At 60.1% G+C, this 18,512-nt stretch carries 19 protein-coding genes; 10 read left to right on the forward strand and 9 right to left on the reverse strand.

From position 1 onward, the window contains the following. Positions 1–16: 16 nt before the first annotated feature. On the reverse strand, positions 17–586 hold the full coding sequence (locus MU551_RS10465) for a suppressor of fused domain protein (protein ID WP_247043722.1): 570 nt from the start codon (positions 584–586) through the stop codon (positions 17–19). A gap of 548 nt (positions 587–1,134) precedes the next feature. Here MU551_RS10465 and MU551_RS10470 point away from each other — a divergent pair. Next, on the forward strand, positions 1,135–1,416 hold the full coding sequence (locus MU551_RS10470) for a hypothetical protein (protein WP_247043724.1): 282 nt from the start codon (positions 1,135–1,137) through the stop codon (positions 1,414–1,416). Positions 1,417–1,697: 281 nt separating this feature from the next. On the opposite strand, the gene MU551_RS10475 is transcribed toward MU551_RS10470, so the two are convergent. Continuing rightward, positions 1,698–2,240: a GNAT family N-acetyltransferase gene (locus tag MU551_RS10475; protein WP_247043729.1), complete on the reverse strand. Its 543-nt coding sequence runs from the start codon at positions 2,238–2,240 to the stop codon at positions 1,698–1,700. Positions 2,241–2,349: 109 nt separating this feature from the next. On the opposite strand from MU551_RS10475, the gene MU551_RS10480 reads away from it, so the two are divergent. Beyond that, on the forward strand, positions 2,350–2,862 hold the full coding sequence (locus MU551_RS10480; RefSeq protein ID WP_247043730.1) for a dihydrofolate reductase: 513 nt from the start codon (positions 2,350–2,352) through the stop codon (positions 2,860–2,862). A 91-nt stretch (positions 2,863–2,953) separates the two neighbouring features. On the opposite strand, the gene MU551_RS10485 is transcribed toward MU551_RS10480, so the two are convergent. The 4 genes from MU551_RS10485 to MU551_RS10500 all read right to left on the reverse strand — a co-directional run bounded on the left by MU551_RS10485 (position 2,954) and on the right by MU551_RS10500 (position 6,410). After that, the gene (locus tag MU551_RS10485) at positions 2,954–3,643 is read right to left on the reverse strand and encodes a hypothetical protein (RefSeq protein WP_247043731.1); all 690 of its coding nucleotides are present in this window, start codon (positions 3,641–3,643) and stop codon (positions 2,954–2,956) included. 212 nt (positions 3,644–3,855) lie between these two features. Continuing rightward, positions 3,856–4,299, reverse strand: a complete 444-nt coding sequence (locus MU551_RS10490; RefSeq protein ID WP_247043732.1) for a hypothetical protein — start codon at positions 4,297–4,299, stop codon at positions 3,856–3,858. Positions 4,300–4,623: 324 nt separating this feature from the next. Continuing rightward, positions 4,624–5,877 carry an MFS transporter gene (locus MU551_RS10495; protein ID WP_281507062.1) on the reverse strand — a complete coding sequence of 418 codons (1,254 nt, stop codon included), beginning with the start codon at positions 5,875–5,877 and terminating at the stop codon, positions 4,624–4,626. Positions 5,878–5,879: 2 nt separating this feature from the next. Next, the gene (locus tag MU551_RS10500) at positions 5,880–6,410 is read right to left on the reverse strand and encodes a helix-turn-helix domain-containing protein (protein ID WP_247043735.1); all 531 of its coding nucleotides are present in this window, start codon (positions 6,408–6,410) and stop codon (positions 5,880–5,882) included. Between the two features lie 385 nt (positions 6,411–6,795). On the opposite strand from MU551_RS10500, the gene MU551_RS10505 reads away from it, so the two are divergent. The 5 genes from MU551_RS10505 to MU551_RS10525 all read left to right on the forward strand — a co-directional run bounded on the left by MU551_RS10505 (position 6,796) and on the right by MU551_RS10525 (position 12,288). Beyond that, positions 6,796–7,392: a recombinase family protein gene (locus MU551_RS10505; protein WP_247043737.1), complete on the forward strand. Its 597-nt coding sequence runs from the start codon at positions 6,796–6,798 to the stop codon at positions 7,390–7,392. Positions 7,393–7,399: 7 nt separating this feature from the next. Continuing rightward, positions 7,400–8,785, forward strand: a complete 1,386-nt coding sequence (locus MU551_RS10510) for a TnsB C-terminal domain-containing protein (RefSeq protein WP_247043745.1) — start codon at positions 7,400–7,402, stop codon at positions 8,783–8,785. After that, complete coding sequence (locus tag MU551_RS10515) at positions 8,785–9,597, forward strand: AAA family ATPase (protein WP_247044048.1); 813 nt, start codon at positions 8,785–8,787, stop codon at positions 9,595–9,597. The genes MU551_RS10510 and MU551_RS10515 overlap by 1 nt, the downstream gene beginning before the upstream one ends. A 164-nt stretch (positions 9,598–9,761) precedes the next feature. Continuing rightward, entirely contained in the window at positions 9,762–10,931 is a 1,170-nt protein-coding gene (locus MU551_RS10520; RefSeq protein ID WP_247043748.1) for an IS30 family transposase, read from the forward strand. Between the two features lie 700 nt (positions 10,932–11,631). Then, entirely contained in the window at positions 11,632–12,288 is a 657-nt protein-coding gene (locus MU551_RS10525; protein WP_247043750.1) for a hypothetical protein, read from the forward strand. A gap of 176 nt (positions 12,289–12,464) precedes the next feature. On the opposite strand, the gene MU551_RS10530 is transcribed toward MU551_RS10525, so the two are convergent. The 3 genes from MU551_RS10530 to istA form a co-directional block, all read right to left on the reverse strand. Further along, complete coding sequence (locus MU551_RS10530; RefSeq protein WP_082506735.1) at positions 12,465–12,749, reverse strand: nuclear transport factor 2 family protein; 285 nt, start codon at positions 12,747–12,749, stop codon at positions 12,465–12,467. Between the two features lie 96 nt (positions 12,750–12,845). Continuing rightward, the gene (gene istB, locus MU551_RS10535; RefSeq protein ID WP_247043752.1) at positions 12,846–13,664 is read right to left on the reverse strand and encodes an IS21-like element helper ATPase IstB; all 819 of its coding nucleotides are present in this window, start codon (positions 13,662–13,664) and stop codon (positions 12,846–12,848) included. Then, the gene (gene istA / locus MU551_RS10540; protein WP_247043754.1) at positions 13,661–15,337 is read right to left on the reverse strand and encodes an IS21 family transposase; all 1,677 of its coding nucleotides are present in this window, start codon (positions 15,335–15,337) and stop codon (positions 13,661–13,663) included. Before istA ends, istB begins: the two co-directional genes overlap by 4 nt. 318 nt (positions 15,338–15,655) lie before the next feature. On the opposite strand from istA, the gene MU551_RS10545 reads away from it, so the two are divergent. From MU551_RS10545 to MU551_RS10555, 3 genes are all read left to right on the forward strand, one after another. Continuing rightward, entirely contained in the window at positions 15,656–16,042 is a 387-nt protein-coding gene (locus MU551_RS10545; RefSeq protein ID WP_247043762.1) for an Hpt domain-containing protein, read from the forward strand. Between the two features lie 432 nt (positions 16,043–16,474). Next, positions 16,475–16,999, forward strand: a complete 525-nt coding sequence (locus tag MU551_RS10550) for a hypothetical protein (RefSeq protein ID WP_247043764.1) — start codon at positions 16,475–16,477, stop codon at positions 16,997–16,999. A 132-nt stretch (positions 17,000–17,131) separates the two neighbouring features. After that, on the forward strand, positions 17,132–17,554 hold the full coding sequence (locus tag MU551_RS10555; protein ID WP_247043766.1) for a hypothetical protein: 423 nt from the start codon (positions 17,132–17,134) through the stop codon (positions 17,552–17,554). The last annotated feature ends 958 nt before the right edge of the window (positions 17,555–18,512 follow it).

Below are 18,512 nucleotides of genomic sequence, written 5' to 3' on the forward strand. Positions count from 1 at the left end.
GGGTTGCGAAGTCGATCTAGCGCACTGGCAGTGGCGTGCGGCGCCAGTCAGTCAGGTCCGGGTCGTGCTCGGCCAAGAGCTTTTCCAGCGCCTCCCAGCCATGTGTGAGGGCGAATCTTGCTTCCTCTGCGAAGAGCGGAATCAGCCAGGCAATAACAACGGGCCCGTCTGGTTCCTCGCATGTCGAGAATTCGTCAGGCTGGTAAACAGGTCCGCAGACATACATGGCTTCAAGACTTGTGTTGGGGTCGAGCACGCCTCGGGGGCCGATGACGTCACCCCTGAGTAGCGCACGTCCTCCATCTATTGACTCGTCTGCCAATTGCTGAAGGAGCGACGGGATAAATCTTTCGAAGTCTCCCCGACGGACCATCATCAGAAGCTCAAGGCGTATCGGCTTCCCGCTCGATGGCGAGATCAGCCTGTGACGGCCGAGTCCAAGGGTCGAGTATGCGGCGACATCTTCGAGAGGGCCGGAGTGGAACTGGAGAATCTGAACGTGCATCCTTTGCCCGTCAGGATCCACCGACCAGCCACCGGAAATTGGACCCAAGAAACGCTCGAAATGCTCTACGAGATTCGTCAACCCGATACTTTCCCCTCATATGGCGGTCTGTCTACACTCGGCCATGCTGCCTATGGCGCCGTGACACGCCATGCTATCCCGGACTTGTCCTGGGTCTGGGACTAACGTCCGCAGCCATTTCCTTGGCTGGCAAGCCCGAAACCTAGCTGGGACGATCCGCGCTCTGCGTGACCAGAGGAGCGCCCCCGGAAGTGTCTCGCCTGCATCACAATTTTCAGTCTGGTCCCCAGGCACGCAGGCCTGTCAGAGATGCGTCGCGGACACTTTCCACAACGGATGCGCCGCGCCATCAAGCCACCGACGGAGACGGACTAAAGATATCGACCGTTTCTGACCAGTACACGGCGAGTCACCGAAATCCTTGTGAATCGCGGCGATAAGTGGCGGCATTTTCGCGGCGCTAAATGTCGTCCCTGGTGCACGTAAGCCGAACCTTGAACGGTCATCGGTTGACCTTCCCGGGGCCGGCGGCTCAAGGACAGCTGACCCGCTCGGAGCGGTGTCAGGGTGTATTGACAAACGGTCTTTGCAAGGTGACCCTGACAGGTATGGCTAGGTACAGTGGAGGGCCGGTCACCCACCGCGCTCTGACGGGGCCCAAAAGGCGCTACTCCGACACGACCGATCACGCCTGGCAGCAAGAGCTGCTGCTCACATTGCGGTGTATCCAGGAGATCCGGCAGAAATGTGACCACACCGAGTTGGGGACCGTGCGCCAAGCACGGAAGGCCGGACTGTCCTGGACCGAGATCGCGACTGCGCTTGGCGTGACTCGTCAGTCTGCGTGGGAGCGTTGGCGCGAGCTCGACAAGACGCTGGAGCGAGATTGAGGTACGCGGATCTCAGTCTGCACAAGGCTGCCAATTCGGCCTGCAACGCTTTCCTTCCCTGTTAGGAATCGGGGGCCCGGTAGCCGGTCGATCACTGGGCTCTTGGTTCGCGTTAGCCGAACCCTCTGGGAGAACTCGGGCATTTGCTGAATGGGCACTGGGGGAGGTCATTCGAAGAATTCTGACGCTGTTTCCGCAACGGCGCTCTGGTCTCTCCTGTGCCGCAGGCCGCCCAGCCTTCAAAGCCAGAACGACGGCGCTTCCAGGTGATCCGCCGGCTCTTAAGAGCGGAGGCCGACAGCGTCGTTGGCCCAAAACGGCCAAGCGTAGACGATCGTGCCCGTCATCCAGGCCTCATAGTCAGGAAGCAACAGGATTTGGAATGCTGCGTCCGGGATGCGAAGCGAGGGCTTCCTGAAACCTAACGGGCCTGCAGGACGAAATCCGAAGCGTGAATAGTAGCCGGGATCTCCCTCGAGCAGAATAAACGGCGACCGTGCTTCCGTCGCAGCCTCAATTGCCCACTGCATGAGACCAGCTCCTATTCCGGACCCTTGATGATGGGGATCAACGGCAAGAGGGCCCAGCACGGGAGCAGACGCGAGGCGCCGTTCCGAATCCAGCAGGCTCGTTGTGACCATCACGTGGCCTACGACGCCGGAGTCATTCTCGGCCACAGCTGAGAACCCGCCCTGTTCCGCAATCGTTGGGCGCAGGTCCTCCACGAGTGCATTCACAGTCTTCCCATAGTCTCCAAAAGCGGCGCTGTGGAGACGCTGAATCTGGTGGGCGTCATCAACGCGCTCTGCTCGGATAATCGCCATCTTTGCGTATTCCCTCTTGTTCGATCTCGGTGGCCAATCAATGCAAGCACTATAGCCCCGATTTAGGAAATCGTTATCCCTTTCCGCCAGACGTCGATACTGTTGCTTCATGAGCATCAAATTGGTTGTCGCGCATGATCGAGAACGAGGAATTGGTCGGGGCGGACAATTGCCGTGGAGTCTTCCCGGCGAGATGAAGAGGCTTTCGGCCACCACGCTTAGGACTATGGTTCCGGGGCGCAAGAATGCTCTCGTAATGGGGCGAGCGACTTACGAGTCCCTCCCAAGCGGTAGGCGTCCTTTGCCAGGACGTCTCAATATTGTTGTCACGAGTCGCCCGATCCCGGATACAGGGGTACTGACGGCTGTAAGTCTGGATAGTGCCATGAACCTGGCCGCCGGCGCCAGTGTGGAGGATATCTTCGTCTTCGGTGGAGGCCAAATCTACGAGCAAGCCCTGGAATCGTTGATCCCGGACGAGCTCCTTATTTCGGTCATCGACGAAGTGTTCGAATGTGACACCTTCTTGTCGGAGCTACCCGAGCCATACGTCCTGCGGCGTTCAACCGAGCAGATCTATCACGGGACACGGGTATTCCACGAGCAATACGAGCGCCTCTGACAGAGTCTTCGTGCCGCGAATGGATGACTCACCCTTGTCTAGAATCGCGGGTGTCTAGAATCGCGGGCTCCGGTAGAGGATCCTTCAGCGGTCACGTAGCGATGGGGTGCTCAGTGCTGGGCTGCAGGTCTGCTGCGACCGTGCGATACATCAATCCGGAATTCTCGCTGGTACGGCCGAACCCGAGGCGCTGCAATGCCTGTACCTGTACTTCTGTGGTCGTGAACACTATGGATGCCCAGCCGGGGCTGTGGTCTGGTACTAGGGTCAGTAACGCGGCTTCGAGCTCGTCGGCGGTGGCTTCCGGGTTGTGGACCAGGGCGCTGACGATCCACAGATGCCTGACTTCATGACTCCTTTTCCACCTGCGCGCATTCAGTCTGAGGCCACGGGAGCGGTGGAACCTGCGAGACGGCAAGATCGCCGCTATCGAGCCGATGATCATCAACTCGAGGGCCGCTATCACCCCGAAGCTGCTCGAGGCGGGAACGGTGGTGGACACGAGGGTCCCGAGTGCGATGCCGATGGCTGCCGCGAGCAGAGCCCTGAACACGGCTAGCCCGCGGTACTCGCGCTCTGTGCCTGCTGCTGCTGTGACCGAGCCTCGGCTGACAACCATGCCGGCGAGGGAAGCCAGTGTGAGGGAGTGGGCGGCGGAAACCACGGTGCTGGCCCTCTGCGTACGACTCCGGCGTCCCAATGCCGCATAGCGTTGCGCGGCGTTCCACGCCTGCGTCGGGCCGAGCTCGCTCCATTCGGTGTCCGTTGAATTGCCGCCCAAGCCTGCCCTCTGTCAGCTATTTTGTGATCATTCTCCAAGGACTCGATGAGTCCCCTGAAGTGTATATCCCAGGTTTGGATTCCATCCATCGATCTCTGCTCGAAAGACCTGCTCTGCCCATAGGGCCGGTGAGCCTCATCCGATGAGGGATCCTCTACCGGGCGGGCCGAGGTCTGTTGTGGGCGCGGCTTCGCAAGGTGGTCGTCTTACATTCAACTCAATAAAAACTGGTCTGTTGCAGTGGTGTAGCGAAGGACCGGCGCGCCACTCGAACCTTCGTCTCTAATCACGACATCTCGACCAAGCGTGGTTCCGAGCTTTCTCATCAAGTGGGCTAAGCCGTCCACTCTGGCCTGGTTGACTAGTTCCCGGAGGTCGATGTCGAAAATCACGGCGTCTGGGCCGGGGAAGAAGTTGATGCGTACTCCGTCGACGGGCCAAACAGCAAAACTCTCGAATTCAGCGAGACCGTGCCTATTGGGCGGCAGCGGTGAACGGCCATCACTGGTTGTCAGTTTCCAGGCGCTTTGGTGCAGCATCGTAAACACAGCATCCCAGTCATGTTCTGTACTTCTGAGTACCTCGCCATCAGGGAGCACGCCGGGGTCGTCCCCGAAGGCCTCACGGAAGCGTGCCCAATCAAAATCTGACGTCATGGGCACAATCATGGCTCAGATCGTTCAGAGGTCGTTAGCTCGCTCCGTTGGGACGCTCGATAGCCGTGCCCGTAAGCCGGTCGATCACCGTGCCGCTGAAAGCCGCTGACCAGATCCGAGTGACGGCGGGTCTGGCGGTGTACGCATGACCCGCACGGTGAAATGAACGATGAGGGGGCGCTAACAGCAACTGCCGGCGGGGACAATGGGGCCAGCCTGTGGATCGCAGGGATAAGTGGCGGCGTTTTTCGGAGCAATAGATGTCACCGTTGGTGCCGGTTAGCCGATCCGTTGCCTGGGCCCCTAAGGGGGACGAAGTGTTGTTCAGAGGTGTTTGTCGAGGTTGGCTGGTTGGTGGGTTAGGTGCGAGCTAGGGGTTGTTAGGCGGAGTGCCATGAGTGCGGCGATGAGGTAGAGGAGTCCTTGTACTTGCAGGCCGACAGTTAGGCCCGTTCCGGTCCCCAGAAATCCTGCGAGGAGTGTGCCGATGGCTTGCATTGCACCGAACAAAGCGAAGTAGGTGCTCAATACCCGTCCTCGGGCCCTTGGTTCGCAGTTGCTTTGAAGGACAGTCAGCAGGCCTGTCATCAGGGATACCCCGGGAACGCCGATGAGGATGAACAGCCCGATATAGATCGACAAGCTGGTAGTCAGGGCGGGCAGGTTCCAGATTGTTAGTGACAGGGCGCTGAACAGCAGAAGTGAGCCTGAGATGAGCCGCCGCGGTGTTATGCGGTTGATGATGAGGCCAAGTAGTGCCCCGCCTATGAGTGCCCCGATCGCCTGTACTCCACGCAGCACACCGACATCGGCCTCGTTGCCCTGAAGTTCGCGGGCGACGAAGAGTACGAAGAGCAGGACGAAGCCGCCTTGCGCGAGAGCGATGAAGGACACCACACCCATGACCTGCCGTAGGGCTGGCGTGCTGGCCGTGATCTGTAAGCCTTCCACCAAATCTGCCCAGGGACTTGCCGGCCTGTCCTGGTGGGTCTGGTTTTTCCTATCGGTTTGTTGTCCGCGGGCGCCGATGGTGAAAATGATGGCCGCCACTAGATAGGTGCCTGCGTTCGCGTAGATGATGGCGTCGAAACCGCCTACGGCGAGGATGAGTCCGCCGAGTGGGCTGCCAAGCAGGCGGGAGAGGCTGGAGAGCACTCCCATGAGTTGGTTGATCTCTGCGAGCTGGACCGCGGGCACGAGGCCGGCGGCGGTTGTGGCTCTGCAGGGCTCGATGATCGTTCCAAGGACGGATTCGATGATGACCACGCTGTACAAAATCCATAGGTCCGAGGCGTCGTTGACGGCGGCGAGTGGGGCCAGGAAGAGAGCTTGCAGGCCAGCAACGATGGCCATGAGTTTCCATGGTTCGCTGCGGTCGACGAGTACGCCGGCCAGTGGTCCTGCGAAGATCGTCGGTGCCAGCCCGAGCACGAAGACAGTTGCGGTGACGAGCGGTGATCCGGTGAGCTCCAAGACGTAGAGCGGCAGGGCGATTAACAGCATCCAGTCTCCCGCCTCGGCCAGGAAGCCTGCCCCAGCAAGACCGGAAATGCGCCGGCTACTCAGTAAACGCAGCAAAGCTATGCGACTCCGTCGGCGGAACTGTCAGGGAAGGACCGTACCTGCATCTGCACGATCCTGCTGCCTTCTGGTAGCTCGTCGCGGTGGGGTCGGACGTAGGGCCGGACAAGTTCATCCATTGATGCCAAAAGAGCTGTCAGTTCCGCGGCGGTGAGCGCCAGGTGGTACCGATGTGTGCCTGCTGCGTCCTGCCATTCCTTCGGCAACCGGTCACGATGCGCGAGGTAACGGTCAAAAGCATCATTGGCGTTCTGTGCCACCACGTTCTCGAGAGCGGTGCCCGCAAGTTCACCGGCTTGGGTGCCGTCGCCGGAAAAATCGAAACCTGTCGCTGTCGCCTGCCAGGGACGATCCCTGCCGTCGCTTGCTGAAGCTTCCGCCCTTTCGACGAGGCCAACTTTCGCCAGCGCCCGCAGGTGCCAGGAACAGTTGGAGGGCGTTTCACCGACCACTTTCGCGCACTGGCTCGCGGTAGCAGGTCCCAAGGCTAGGAGGTGGTCGAGGATCGCGAACCGAGCTGGTACGGCCAACGCAGCAAGTGCGTCTCGGCCAGCCACCTTCCGAGGAGGTACTGAACGTTTTTGCTCACTTGACATGGTGCTCCAATCTGAAGTCGTCACTTCATTAACTAGTCGCTGCTAGCAGATGTCAAGTCCATACTTCACGAATGGGTGAGTCTCAGAAGTCGCGACAGTTTGCGCAGCGCGTTGTGTACAGATAGGGGGATTACTGCAGGGGTTCAAAAATGAATGCTGCTGTCTTGAAAAACAAAAGCTTTTCGAGACACTGATCCCGCATTGACGAAGCTCGGCGGGATTGGCGTCAGGACGGGCGTCCTTCTGTCTTGGAAAGTTGTCTCACCGTAGATTGTCTTGGATGGGTGCTGGTGAGGGGTTTCTGAGGCACAATGGCTCGGTGAGACATCTTGGGTATACGCGTGTGAGTACGTCGGGCCAGGACGCGAAGCTGCAGCTCGACGCGCTTGTCGATGCCGGGGTGCAGAAGCGTGATGTTTTCGCTGATGTCACGTCCGGAAGCAAGGCAGCAATTGAGCGTCCGGGGATGAAGAAACTCCTCGCGTATGTGGAGCCAGGTGACACGGTCGTCGTGTGGCGGGTGGACCGGCTCGGTCGGTCCTTGATCGATGTGTTGAACACGGTGAACCTGCTGCGGGAACGCGGTGTGTACCTGAGATCCATTTCGGACGGTATTGATCCCACCACAATGTCGGGCCGTCTGATGCTGAACATGCTTGCGACTTTGGCCGAGTACGAGCGGGAGCTGATCGTCGAACGCGTGAACGCGGGCATTGCCGCGGCGCGCCAGGGCGGAACCCGGTTCGGTCGGCCACTCTCCGATCCTGTCGTGATAGCCGACAAGCTTCGGATTGTCACCGACGCGCGGGCAAAGGGCCGCACCGCCGAAGAAGCAGCCCGGCTCGTCGGTTGGAGCCGGGCAACGCTATACCGTCACCAACAGGCCCTCGCCACCCGCGAGAGCACCAAGATGTAGCTGCGGCATGGACGGCGCGGAGCGGTGGCGGATCCTTCGACTGCACGTCGAAGATGAGATCCCACTCGCGGAGCTGGCCCGGGATACGAAGGTCAGCCTGCGCACTCTGGAACGCTGGCACAGGTTGTTCCAGGAAGGTGGCATCGCAGCGCTGGACCCACGTCCCCGCATCGATGCCGGCACGCGCCGCACGGCAGCGGAGACCGTGGCGTTCATCGAACGGCTCGCTCTGACAAAGCCGCGCCCGAGCCTTTCGACGCTTCACCGGCTCGCTGGCGCCGACGCCCGACAAAGGAACGCCCCGGCGCCAGGCTATTCAACCGTCCGGGACATTGTTACTGCCCTGGACCCAGGGCTCGTCACACTCGCTCTGGAGGGGCCGGCCTCATACCGTGATCGGCACGAACTCGTGTACCGCCGGCGGGCGGAACGGCCGAACCAGATATGGCAGGCAGACCACACCGAGCTCGACATCCTCATCATTGGCGCCAACGGCAAACCGGACCGTCCCTGGCTGACCGCCGTGATGGACGACTATTCCCGGGCAATCTGCGGATACACCGTCTTTACCGGCGCACCCTCAGCCCTGAATACAGCACTAGCACTGCGGCAGGCGATCTGGCCCAAACAGAATCCGTCCTGGGTGATGTGCGGACTGCCTGACATCCTGCACGTCGATCACGGCTCTGACTTCACCAGCCACCACCTTGAACGCACCGCCGTCGCGCTGCACATCCGAACCATCCACTCCACCGTCGGCCGGCCTCAAGGCCGCGGCAAGATCGAGCGTTTCTTCGGAACGATCAACACGGAAGTGCTCGCCGCGCTGCCAGGACGCCTGGGACCGGGAACCCGCACACCGCAGCCCGTGCTCGACCTGCCCACACTCGACCGCGAGATCGGGGCATTCATCACCACGTACAACGAGCGGACTCACAGCGAGCTCGGCACATCACCCAGGGACGCATGGGTCGCTGACGGCTGGCTTCCACGCATGCCCGACACTCTCGAAGAACTCGACGGGTTCCTCCTCGCCGTCCCGAAGAACCGCGTCGTGCAACGCGACGGCATCCACTTCCAAGGCCAGCGCTACCTCTCGCCCACGCTGGCACCATTCGTCGGGCGCACTATCACCATCCGCTACGACCCCCGAGACATCTCCGAGATCCGCGTCTATGACCATGGCACCTTCATCTGCACCGCCATCGACGAGGACCACCCGAATCTCCGGCTGAGTTTGCGTGACGTCGAAGCCGCGCGCCGGGCACGTCGGCGCGAACTGCGCCGCACTATCAACGACCGCATCCCGATCATTGCTGCCCGCGAACGACCTCGAACCGCTGAACCACCGCCCCGCCGGCCGCGGCTTCGCACCTACGAAGAGGACGAATGATGGACCAGCCATTCATCGTGACCAAAGAACACCGGCGTTTCACCGAGTTCGCCAACGCCGTGCGAAAAGAGCACACCATCGGCATCTGCCATGGCGACGCCGGCGTCGGCAAAACCAACTCCGCCCGGCGCTATGCAAATTGGGATGCCCTGGAACCCTACATAACAGAGTGGCGGTCCCGCGACGCAGAGGAAGATGCCAAACACTACTCACTCGCCAACAGATCCCGCGCCGTCTTCTACACACCCGAAGTACTCTGCCGCCCCAGAGAACTCATGGCAGAAATCCACCTCTCCCAGGTCCGGATCGCCTCCTGCATCGATGGCCACCTCCGCCGAAACGACCCAACAACCCCTCGCATCATGAACGACATCACCAAGCTGGTCGAACTGCTCATTATTGATGAAGCCGAACGCCTCACCCCAACCGCGCTGGAACTCCTCCGCGACAACCACGACCGCACCCATCTCGGGATCGTCCTCATCGGCATGCCCGGCATCGACCAGCGATTCCGCCACTACCCTCAGCTCTACAGCCGTCTCGGCTTTTCCCACCGCTACAGAGCACTCGGTCGCGACGAGCTCTTGTTCGTCCTGGATCGGCACTGGAAACGACTCGGCCGATCACTTGACCCGGACGACTTCACCGACGCCCAGGCAATCGCCGCGATCGAACGGATCACCCGCGGAAACTTCCGGCTCCTTGAGCGGCTCTTCCCCCAGATCACCCGTGTACTGAAGATCAACCAACTCGAAACCATCACCGACGATGTCATCGAAGCAGCCGCCAGCACCCTGGTCATCGGCAACTAACGACAAAGAGCGTCAACAAAACACCGCCAAAAAGCTCCGAAGTCCACACGAAATCCTCCTGTGAATCGCAGGGATACGCGTCGGCATTTTTGTGGCCCTAATTGTCACGCCTAGCGCCCGTAAGCCGAACCTTGGGTTCTTGCGGTGATTGCAACACTTAGCGGATGGGTGTTGTCATGGCGAGGTATTCGATTTATGTAAGACCGGATCTTCTGCAGCTGTTCTGGGCCGGGATGCAGGCTGGTGATTTCATCACTGACGCGGTTGTCCCGATCAATTCGAACAGGCGGACCGGGCGCCGGGTCCTGTTCGAGGCCGGGGGTGTCAGGCCACGCCGCGGCAGGGATTTGAAGGGCAGGTGCCTGACCTTTGCCCAGCGTGAAGAGATCGCGGTGTTGCGCGGCCAGGGACATTCGTTGCGCCGGATCGGGGCGGTGATCGGCAGGTCTGCCTCGACTGTGTCCCGGGAGCTTCGGCGCAATTCATTACCCGGGTTGCCCTATCGGGCGACGTCGGCCCACGCGCTGGCGTATGAGCGCGCTTCTCGGCCCAAACCGGCGAAACTGCACACGAACACTGGGTTGCGTGCGAAGGTGGAGGAGGATCTGCAAAAGAAGTACTCGCCTGAGCAGATCGCAGGACGCCTGCGGGTGGAGTTTCCCGATGAGCCGGAGATGCGGGTGTCACCAGAGACCATTTACCAGTCCCTCTATGTTCAGTCCCGTGGAGCCCTGAACCGTGATCTGGCCGCGTGTTTACGCACAGGACGTGCACTCAGGCAGCCCTGCAGGAAGGCCGGCCAGCGGAAGAACCGGATCCCGGGGATGATCAATATCTCTGAACGTCCCCCCGAGGTTCAGGACCGTGCGGTGCCGGGGCATTGGGAGGGCGATCTCATCATCGGCAAAGGCAACCTGTCCGCGATCGGGACCCTCGTGGAGAGAACCACCAACTACACGATGCTCGTTCATCTGCCCGATGGCTACAAGGCAGAGCAAATGCGAGACGCCCTGGCAGCGAAGATCAAGACACTCCCCGAGGCGCTGAGGCATTCCCTCACCTGGGACCAGGGCATCGAAATGCAGGCCTGGAAGAGCGTGAAAATGGACACCGGCATAGACATCTACTTCTGCGACCCGCACTCACCCTGGCAACGCGGCATCAACGAAAACACCAACGGCCTGCTGCGCCAGTACTTCCCCAAAGGCACCGACCTGAGCATCCACAGCGCCGAAGACCTCGACTGGGTCGCCCAGGAACTCAACGACCGGCCACGCAAACGACTAGAGTTCAAAAAACCGATCGAACTGATCGAAGGACTCCTGTTGCAATGACCGCCTGAATCCGCCGAACCCTCAACGTTCACTTTTTCATGGATCGGATCGAGTGTTTGGAAGCTGCATTCAGCGTTTTCGCACGTCACTCGGTTCGCTCTGACTATGTCAATCCTTTTTGGCCCCGGCAGGACGGTTATGTCTGGCCCCACCAAAAGTCCTCAAGCTCTGTTCCTGGACGAACCAGCGGAGTCACTGAGCCATAGGAGATGCAGGTAGCGGATCCCCGACACGTGTTGGTTAGAGAAGCGGACCTGCATGTCCGGCGACAAGCAGCCAGCCCTCTTCTTCATGAACCCATACTTGCGTCATAGGCATGCGGTAGGGCAGTGGCCCAAGCCCGCGCCACCAGGGACGAGGTGCGCCGGCTTATCGGTGGAGCCGGACCTCGTCGGCAGCTCATTGACTTGGAAGCGCAGGCCGGGGCCTGATCAGGCGGCGAGGGCGTAAGAACCAGACCGATATCGGGCGCGGATCGGTATTTCCAAGGTGTATCAAATGCAGCGCTATTGGTGATCGATTCGACGCATGAATCGGTCGAAGGGTGTACCGGAGGCGTGCCTTCTCTGGGCGGCGCAGTCCGCAGCAAGTGGGCAAAGCGTTACTAAAATCAGTCCTAGATCTCCTCGCGTCAACAACGCCGCTTCCATTCTCCGGACCACGAACTACCGGAATTGAGCCGAACCCGTAAGCTAACGTCATGACCGCGTCGAGCTTTCTTTTCCAGGACCGATCTTGGCGAACAATAGTGATCCCCTGGGGCACAGACTTCAACTCACGCTTGCGAAGTGCCGTCGCGGACGCGCCCCCTGAAATAGCTAATCCGGCAATCCCTTCGGAACTTGATAGATACCGGATCACGAACGATAGTTCGCTTAGCCTCCTGGACTCGCGTCAGGTCGAGCCGAACGGTCTGTTGCCCTTCCACATCTGCGCCACGGCGTTCCGAAGTTGGGCTCCCGCCGAGGAGGAACTCCTCGACTACCAGCGGCAGTGGATAACGCATCCCGAGGCCACCTTGGAATTTCGGCTAGTCGATAATTACCTTTACGCTCTCATCTGCGTTTACCAATTCAATCTGGCGAACCTCTCTCTGGTTGACGAGTCGAGCGACTTCTCCATGCTCCAAGGTGCCCTGTCGAGCATCCAGAGGGCCCGTGGCCTACTCCAGCAGGCGATCCCATTCGAGGCGTCCCTAAGGGATGACCTCAACGGCTTTCCTTGCCCGACCGAGCAGGTTCGCAACGCCGTCGAGCGCGCCACCGCCACCCACGCCGCAAAGATATCAATACCGCCCTTTCCTCGGCTACCGCCCACTGCTCGGCTGCATCAATCTGCATCTCCTCTGGATAATTAAGTCCTATTCGGTTCAGTGGTCGTAGGCCGTCAGTGAGCGTTTTCGGGGGTTCGTTGGTTTCCGGCTGTGTCCATGGCGGTTCGGCGCACGAGCAGCCGGTCGGCCAAGCTCCAGAGCACGTAGGTGGGGCCGCTACAGTTGTCCAGTGAGACCCAGTGCACCAACCCCGACATGCACTATTGGTTTTGGCTGCCCATCGTTGTTACGTCGTCGGTGACGAGGCACGTAAGAACTGCCATGTCCCCGATCACCGTGATATCCGCCTGCTCAAGGGTTTGGGCGTGCCACGTGTTCTGGCCTTCTATGTTGGACCGAAGGTACGTCTCCCGATTGAACTGGTCTCCTTTATGGGATGTCCAGCAAAACTTGGGGTGCAAAAGCCGACTTAGCGTTTCTCCGTCACGTCGCGCCAGGGCATCTGCGCGCTTTAGTGCAGCACTCAACACTTCGTGATCGGTCATTGGTCCAGTCTGTCAGTTATTGCTAAACACTGAACATCTGCCGCAGTGTCGAGTGCCCATACTTTCCCCAGGACGGTCGTAACCATGATCGACCGATTAGCTCGCGCTCTGTTGGGCGATGGTGTGGGCGAGCCGGTAGGAGTCCGTGCCGGTTTCGATGATCGTGCCATTGAAGGTCAGCCGGTCCACGATCGCGGCGCACAGGCGTGGGTCGCTGAAAGTTTTGGTCCAGCCGGAGAATGACTCGTTCGATGCGATTGCGATGGAATTCTTCTCCTCTCGTTCGGTCAGGACCTGGAACAGGAGTTCGGCGCCCCGGCGGTCCAGTTCCATGTAGCCAAGCTCGTCGATGCAAAGCAGGTCCACGCGGCCGTAGCGGGCGATGGTCTTGGCCAGGACCTTTTCATCGGCGGCTTCGACGAGTTCGTTTACGAGCCGGGTAGCGAGGGTGTACTTAACCCGATAACCCTTCTCCGCGGCGGCAGTACCGAGTCCGATGAGCAGGTGGGATTTGCCGGTTCCGGAGTCCCCAATCAGGCAGAGGGATTGTCCTTTGCGGATCCATTCCCCGGTGGCCAAAGTGTGGATGGTGGCGGGGTTGATGTTCGGGTTTGCATCGAAATCAAAGTCCCCGAGCCACTTATCCCGGGGAAAGTTCGCAGCTTTCACACGGCGGATGGACGAGCGCCGGTCCCGGTCGTCGCACTCCGCCAGCAACAGCTCGGCCAGAAATCCGTGGTAGGAGAGTTGTTCCTTCCCGGCGACGGTGAGGGCTTCGTCCAGAACCCCACGGATGGTGGGCAAGCGCAGCCGGCGGCAGGCCTGGTCCACGGCGGCAACCGCTGCCTGTTCGGTCAGGCCGCGGCGCCGGCGCAGAGTCGGGGTGATGGTGGTCGTCGGTGCGGTGGGGCTCATGCGATGTTCTCCTTCGACGCGGTTCCTGCAGGGTGTTCGGAACGTTTGGCCAGCAGCTCGTCATAGGCACTGACCGAGGGCAGGGGCCGGGCGTCAGGCGGGAGCCCGGCAATGACGGCGGCGGGGTCCATCAGCCGGCGCTGGGTGAGACTGACAACCCGTTGCACTTTCAATTCGCCGTGAGCACCGGGATGACAGTCGGAACTGGCCCCACCCCATGAAGATGCCGCGGCGTGTCTGCGGGCTTCGACCGCGACGACGTCGGCACTGACAGCACCCACCCCCAGCGCCGCAGTGATGCCTGCATGGATGTCTCCTGCGTCCATCGAGCGGTGCAGCAGCAGGACGTCGATGAGTTCACGGGTCCCCTCGGCGTCACCGTTGACCCGGCGAGAGGCAGCCCAGAAGGCCTCATGCGCGCTGGTGAACGCACCAGACTCCCGCGCCCTGGCCAAAGCAGTGGAGCCGGGAAGGGCGCCGGGTTTGGTCTTGAGTACTTCGAGATAGTGATCCAACTGGACCGATTGCCCGGACCGGGCAGCGACCCGCTGATGCCTGGCGGCCACGGTGCGGCCGTCGAAGAGCACGAGCTCGGACGCCCGCAACGAGACCCGGACCCTCCGGCCGATGAGCCGGGCCGGGACGGAGTACTTCACCATCCGGACCGTGACCATCGAAGACCTATCAACTCGGGGTGTTAGCACCAGACCTGGATCAAATTCCCCCGCCGGCAACGAGGCCAAGAACGGCCGTTCAATCTCGAAGTCCTGACCGATGGTGCGGATCCTGTCATTGATCCGCCGGTGATCGTCCTGGGCTTCCCATCCCCGGATGCGGTCATTGAGCTCATCCAGGGAACCAACGACTGGCATGGGCGAGAGTCTGTTGCGCCGGAACCAGCCCACCTCGCCTTCAACTCCGCCCTTTTCATGGGCGCCTGCGATGCCAGGCTGGCAATAAAAGGGATCGAAGCCGTAGAACGAACGGAACAACACCCACCGGTCGTTCTCATGGCGCTGCCGGCCTTGCCCGAACGCCACAGCGGTGACCGCGCTGGTGAGATTGTCGTATCGGATGTGTTTAGTCGGGATGCCGCCAAGAACGTTGAAGGCCTCGATGTGGCCCTCGAGAAAGGCTTCCTGGGCCTGAGTCGGGTAAATCCGGTGAATGGCTCTGCCCGAATGCGACAGCCGGAAGATGAACATGTGGCACTTCGTCTTCACCCCGTTCAGCACGACATAGACCTCGCCGAAGTCCACCTCGGCTTCGGCGCCCGGCGCGTGTTCCTGAGGAACAAACACCTCAACGCGGCGTCCGGCCTCCACATCAATCTGGGCCCGACGGACCCTTACGTAATCACGCACCGTGGAATACGAGAGCTCCTGCGCACCGTGCTCTTCGATGAGCCGGGCCAAAATCCTTCGTGCGGTATGACGCTGCTTCCGCGGAGCCGTTGTATCCTCGATCAGCATCGCGTCGATCGCGCCCTTGAACGGCTCCAGCCTCCAGGACACCCCTTGTCTCTGTTTGCGCTCCGGAGGGGCAGCTGAATCCAGTGCCTGCCTCACAGTTCTTCTGTGGACTCCGTACCGGGCGGCCAACGCACGAACCGACAGGCCCTCAACCCGGGCGTCCCTTCGGATCCGCGCGAACAACTCCACTCTCGACTCCATCCAGACCAACCTTCCGCCGCATCCATCCACTGATGAATCCAACGTTGAAGGTGGGGCCACAAATAACCGTCACAAGGTGCCCGGCGAGTCATGAAGTGGGGCCAGATATATCCGTCCTACCGGGGCCATCCAAATCTGTCACAGCCATCGCTCCCAAGTTTGAGGGAAGCTTGGGATTGATGCAGTTTTGAGTAAGTTCTTGTCGATTAGGGTGTGTTCCTTGAGAGATGGCGGGCAATGTTATTCATGCCAGCAGGGGGTTGGCATGAACGAGTCAATCCTTCTACTCTCCTGGCGGTTTGATGCAACGGAAAAACGATGGCCGGAATTGATCCGGTACTGGACGATTCCTGTTTCCGGATCCTGGCCTACGAACTCGACGGCGAAAGCATCGCACTTCGGTTCATCACCGAATTCCGGAACATGCTCCCGTCCCGGATGAACAGGATCCAACGCGCCGTAGGCGATCAGGACCTGAGCGCGGCCATGGATGCCGTACTGAGCCTGGCATCTTCAGCGTCCATGGTGGGAGGACTTCAGGTCGCACACCAATGCCGCAGCATCGGCCATGCTGTGAAGAATTCCGATTTCGTCACCGCCCAGCACGCCAGTGTGGTGCTCGAAGGGCAAACACAGGCCCTCGCTAATGAGCTCACTGCGATGCTGCACGCGCGTGGTTGCAGATTTGGCGGATGCTCAGCCTAAGGCGCTCTCCAAGACTCCCTCATTTAGTACCGTCAGTCTCTTTTACACTACGTCGCACAGACGTAAGATGTACCCGTCGGGAGCCATGTATAAGGCCTCAGTGTCGCCTGCCGTTGATGGCAGGCATCCCGCCATGACTGGGAATCGGCGGATTCATTTTTGCATTATTTGCACTGAAAGAATCCAAATATCAGCATGAACAATTAGCCGTAGACTGCCTATCTGTTGAGTGGCGAGGACAGGCATAGGCAAAGGCACTCCTCGCTCGTCCGATTTGAAAGGCGCAGCTCATTGTGGATGCTGCGGCCTTGTGGCTTTGGGGTCTGGAAAAGGCTTCCGAAGCGCACACGGACCGGCGCATGCCGGATTCCCGAGTTCCTGTTATTTGTGCCTTCGGGTCGAGGCCCAGGGCACCTGCAGAAAGCCTGAAAAATGAAGCTATCACTCCGTCGCGTCCTGACTCTGTTCGCGGCAATCCTGTTCGTCCTCGTAACGGGTATGACTGCGGCACATGCGGTCACAAACTTCGCCAACGCTCCTCAGGGAGCCCACTACGCGCGCGGCGCCGCCGAACCCGTCTGTACGCTCAATGGCCTCACCGTAACCTGCACCGGCACGCAAATCGCAGGCGTCGGGAACACGAACGCAACGGTAGAACTGGCAGTCACCAGCACCTTCACGGGCGTGTGCCACAACCCGGGAACGAACAACAAGGTCGTCGATCCGTTCACGGAGTCCGAGACAACAACGACCTCGTCAGAGCTGACCTCCACCAAGAACGGCAGGCTGATCGTCCCTGCGCAGAGCGCGACCGGAACGAGCTCGGAGGAGTTCCTGGCCGATTTCAGCTGCCCGAACCCCAACTGGACACCGGAAGTCACCGGCACGGCCATCAGCTACGAGTACACGCTGACCTTCGCGGGGTTCACCGAACCTGCCATCCAGATCGCGGGTTAGTCGACCGCTCATGAGGTGAGCAGGACCCCCCAAGAGCAAGTTACACAAGTATCCGCAACATCTAACCAAAACCTGCGGACTGCACGGCCCCGGAGAACCGATTCTGTCGGCTCCGGGGCCCATTTATGATCGATGAGCGATAACCAAACCGTACCGTCGGCGACTGCGGTGGTACGGCGCCGCTACTGCTGTGACTACTGGGTGGTTGAAACCACAACACCAGCAGGACACGACACCGCAGCACCACAGCAGGCCGTTGTTGGAGCCGGCGGAACAGTGACTCTCACGTTCACCGACCCCCGCGACTTCAAGGTCATCGTTCTCGTGTGCAAGGAAGCAAGCAACTCCCTGTACGCCAGCACAGTAACGGTGGACGGAGAGGACAAGACCTCCTGGCAGCAGCACCGGCCGGCCTCACCGCCGCCCAACTCTGCGGACTGGGTGGCGCGGCCTACGATGACAAGAGCTACGGCAACCATCCGGCAAACGTCAACATCCCCCAGTAACCCAATCCACGAAAACAGGAACGGATCGCTGACGCCAGCCACAAACTAAATAAGTGCAGGGGCCAGCCGACGTGCCAGCCCCTGCACTTGCCCAAGCGAGAAGGCGTTCTGATCCCCTTCCGAATCAACAAGTAGCGGGCTCTAAAAAGTGGGTATTTGCTACTCGTGCCCAAGAGGCCGAACTGACGTTAACTAAAAGGGCAAACACCTTGGGATGATATCGGCCACCTTCTGAAACGCAACATTTTTCGGGAACAGACACCAGTCAACCGGATACCGAGCGGGGCCGACGGCGATGAATCCTCTGAGACCAGGATTCCCCCCAGTCGTCGTCGGCCCTTCTTTTATGCCTTTGAGAGCCGAAACAAAGCGTGCGTGGCTGTGGTTCTCACGATCAAATTCGTCGTGGCCAGAGTAGACACGGCCAGTCCCTCTGCATTCCGTAACCTCGGAAATACCCATTTCCCTTGCACCTGTTTCGAGTTTTGACCTAACGGTAAATCAGACCGTACTCGGTGGACGTTGCTGCTCATGATGAAAGGACAAGACATGGCTGAAGACTTCGTCGTCGTCGGCGGCCTGGTCCTCCCCTGGGGTACGAGTTGTGGTCGTCCCGGAATCTGGATGGACATCACGGAACGGAGATTAGTCTTCCGCCACAGGTTCTTTGGTCGATTCATCGGTCCGTGGATTGTTGAACATGAGCGGATAGCGAGCGTGTACCCGGAGCGCGGAGCTTTGGGGACCGCGGCCGCGTCTGACCGTTACAGAATCCGGACTCGAAGTGTGCAACGGGGACAAAACCCACTACATCCCATTTACTGCCATCGAAGACATCCAAACCCGTACAAATTCGTCATCACAGCACACGGCAAAAGTACAGCAGCCAAGTGGGCCTACCGGAGGATGCAGGCATCCGTATCAACTTCCATACGACTGGAGCCTACACCCGGCCCAGCAGTAGGTACCGCCCGTCAGCCGGTGCCTGAGCGGGACGCTACATGGCC

Origin of the sequence: Arthrobacter rhizosphaerae (genome assembly GCF_023062595.1) — a bacterium.
Taxonomy (GTDB): domain Bacteria; phylum Actinomycetota; class Actinomycetes; order Actinomycetales; family Micrococcaceae; genus Arthrobacter; species Arthrobacter rhizosphaerae.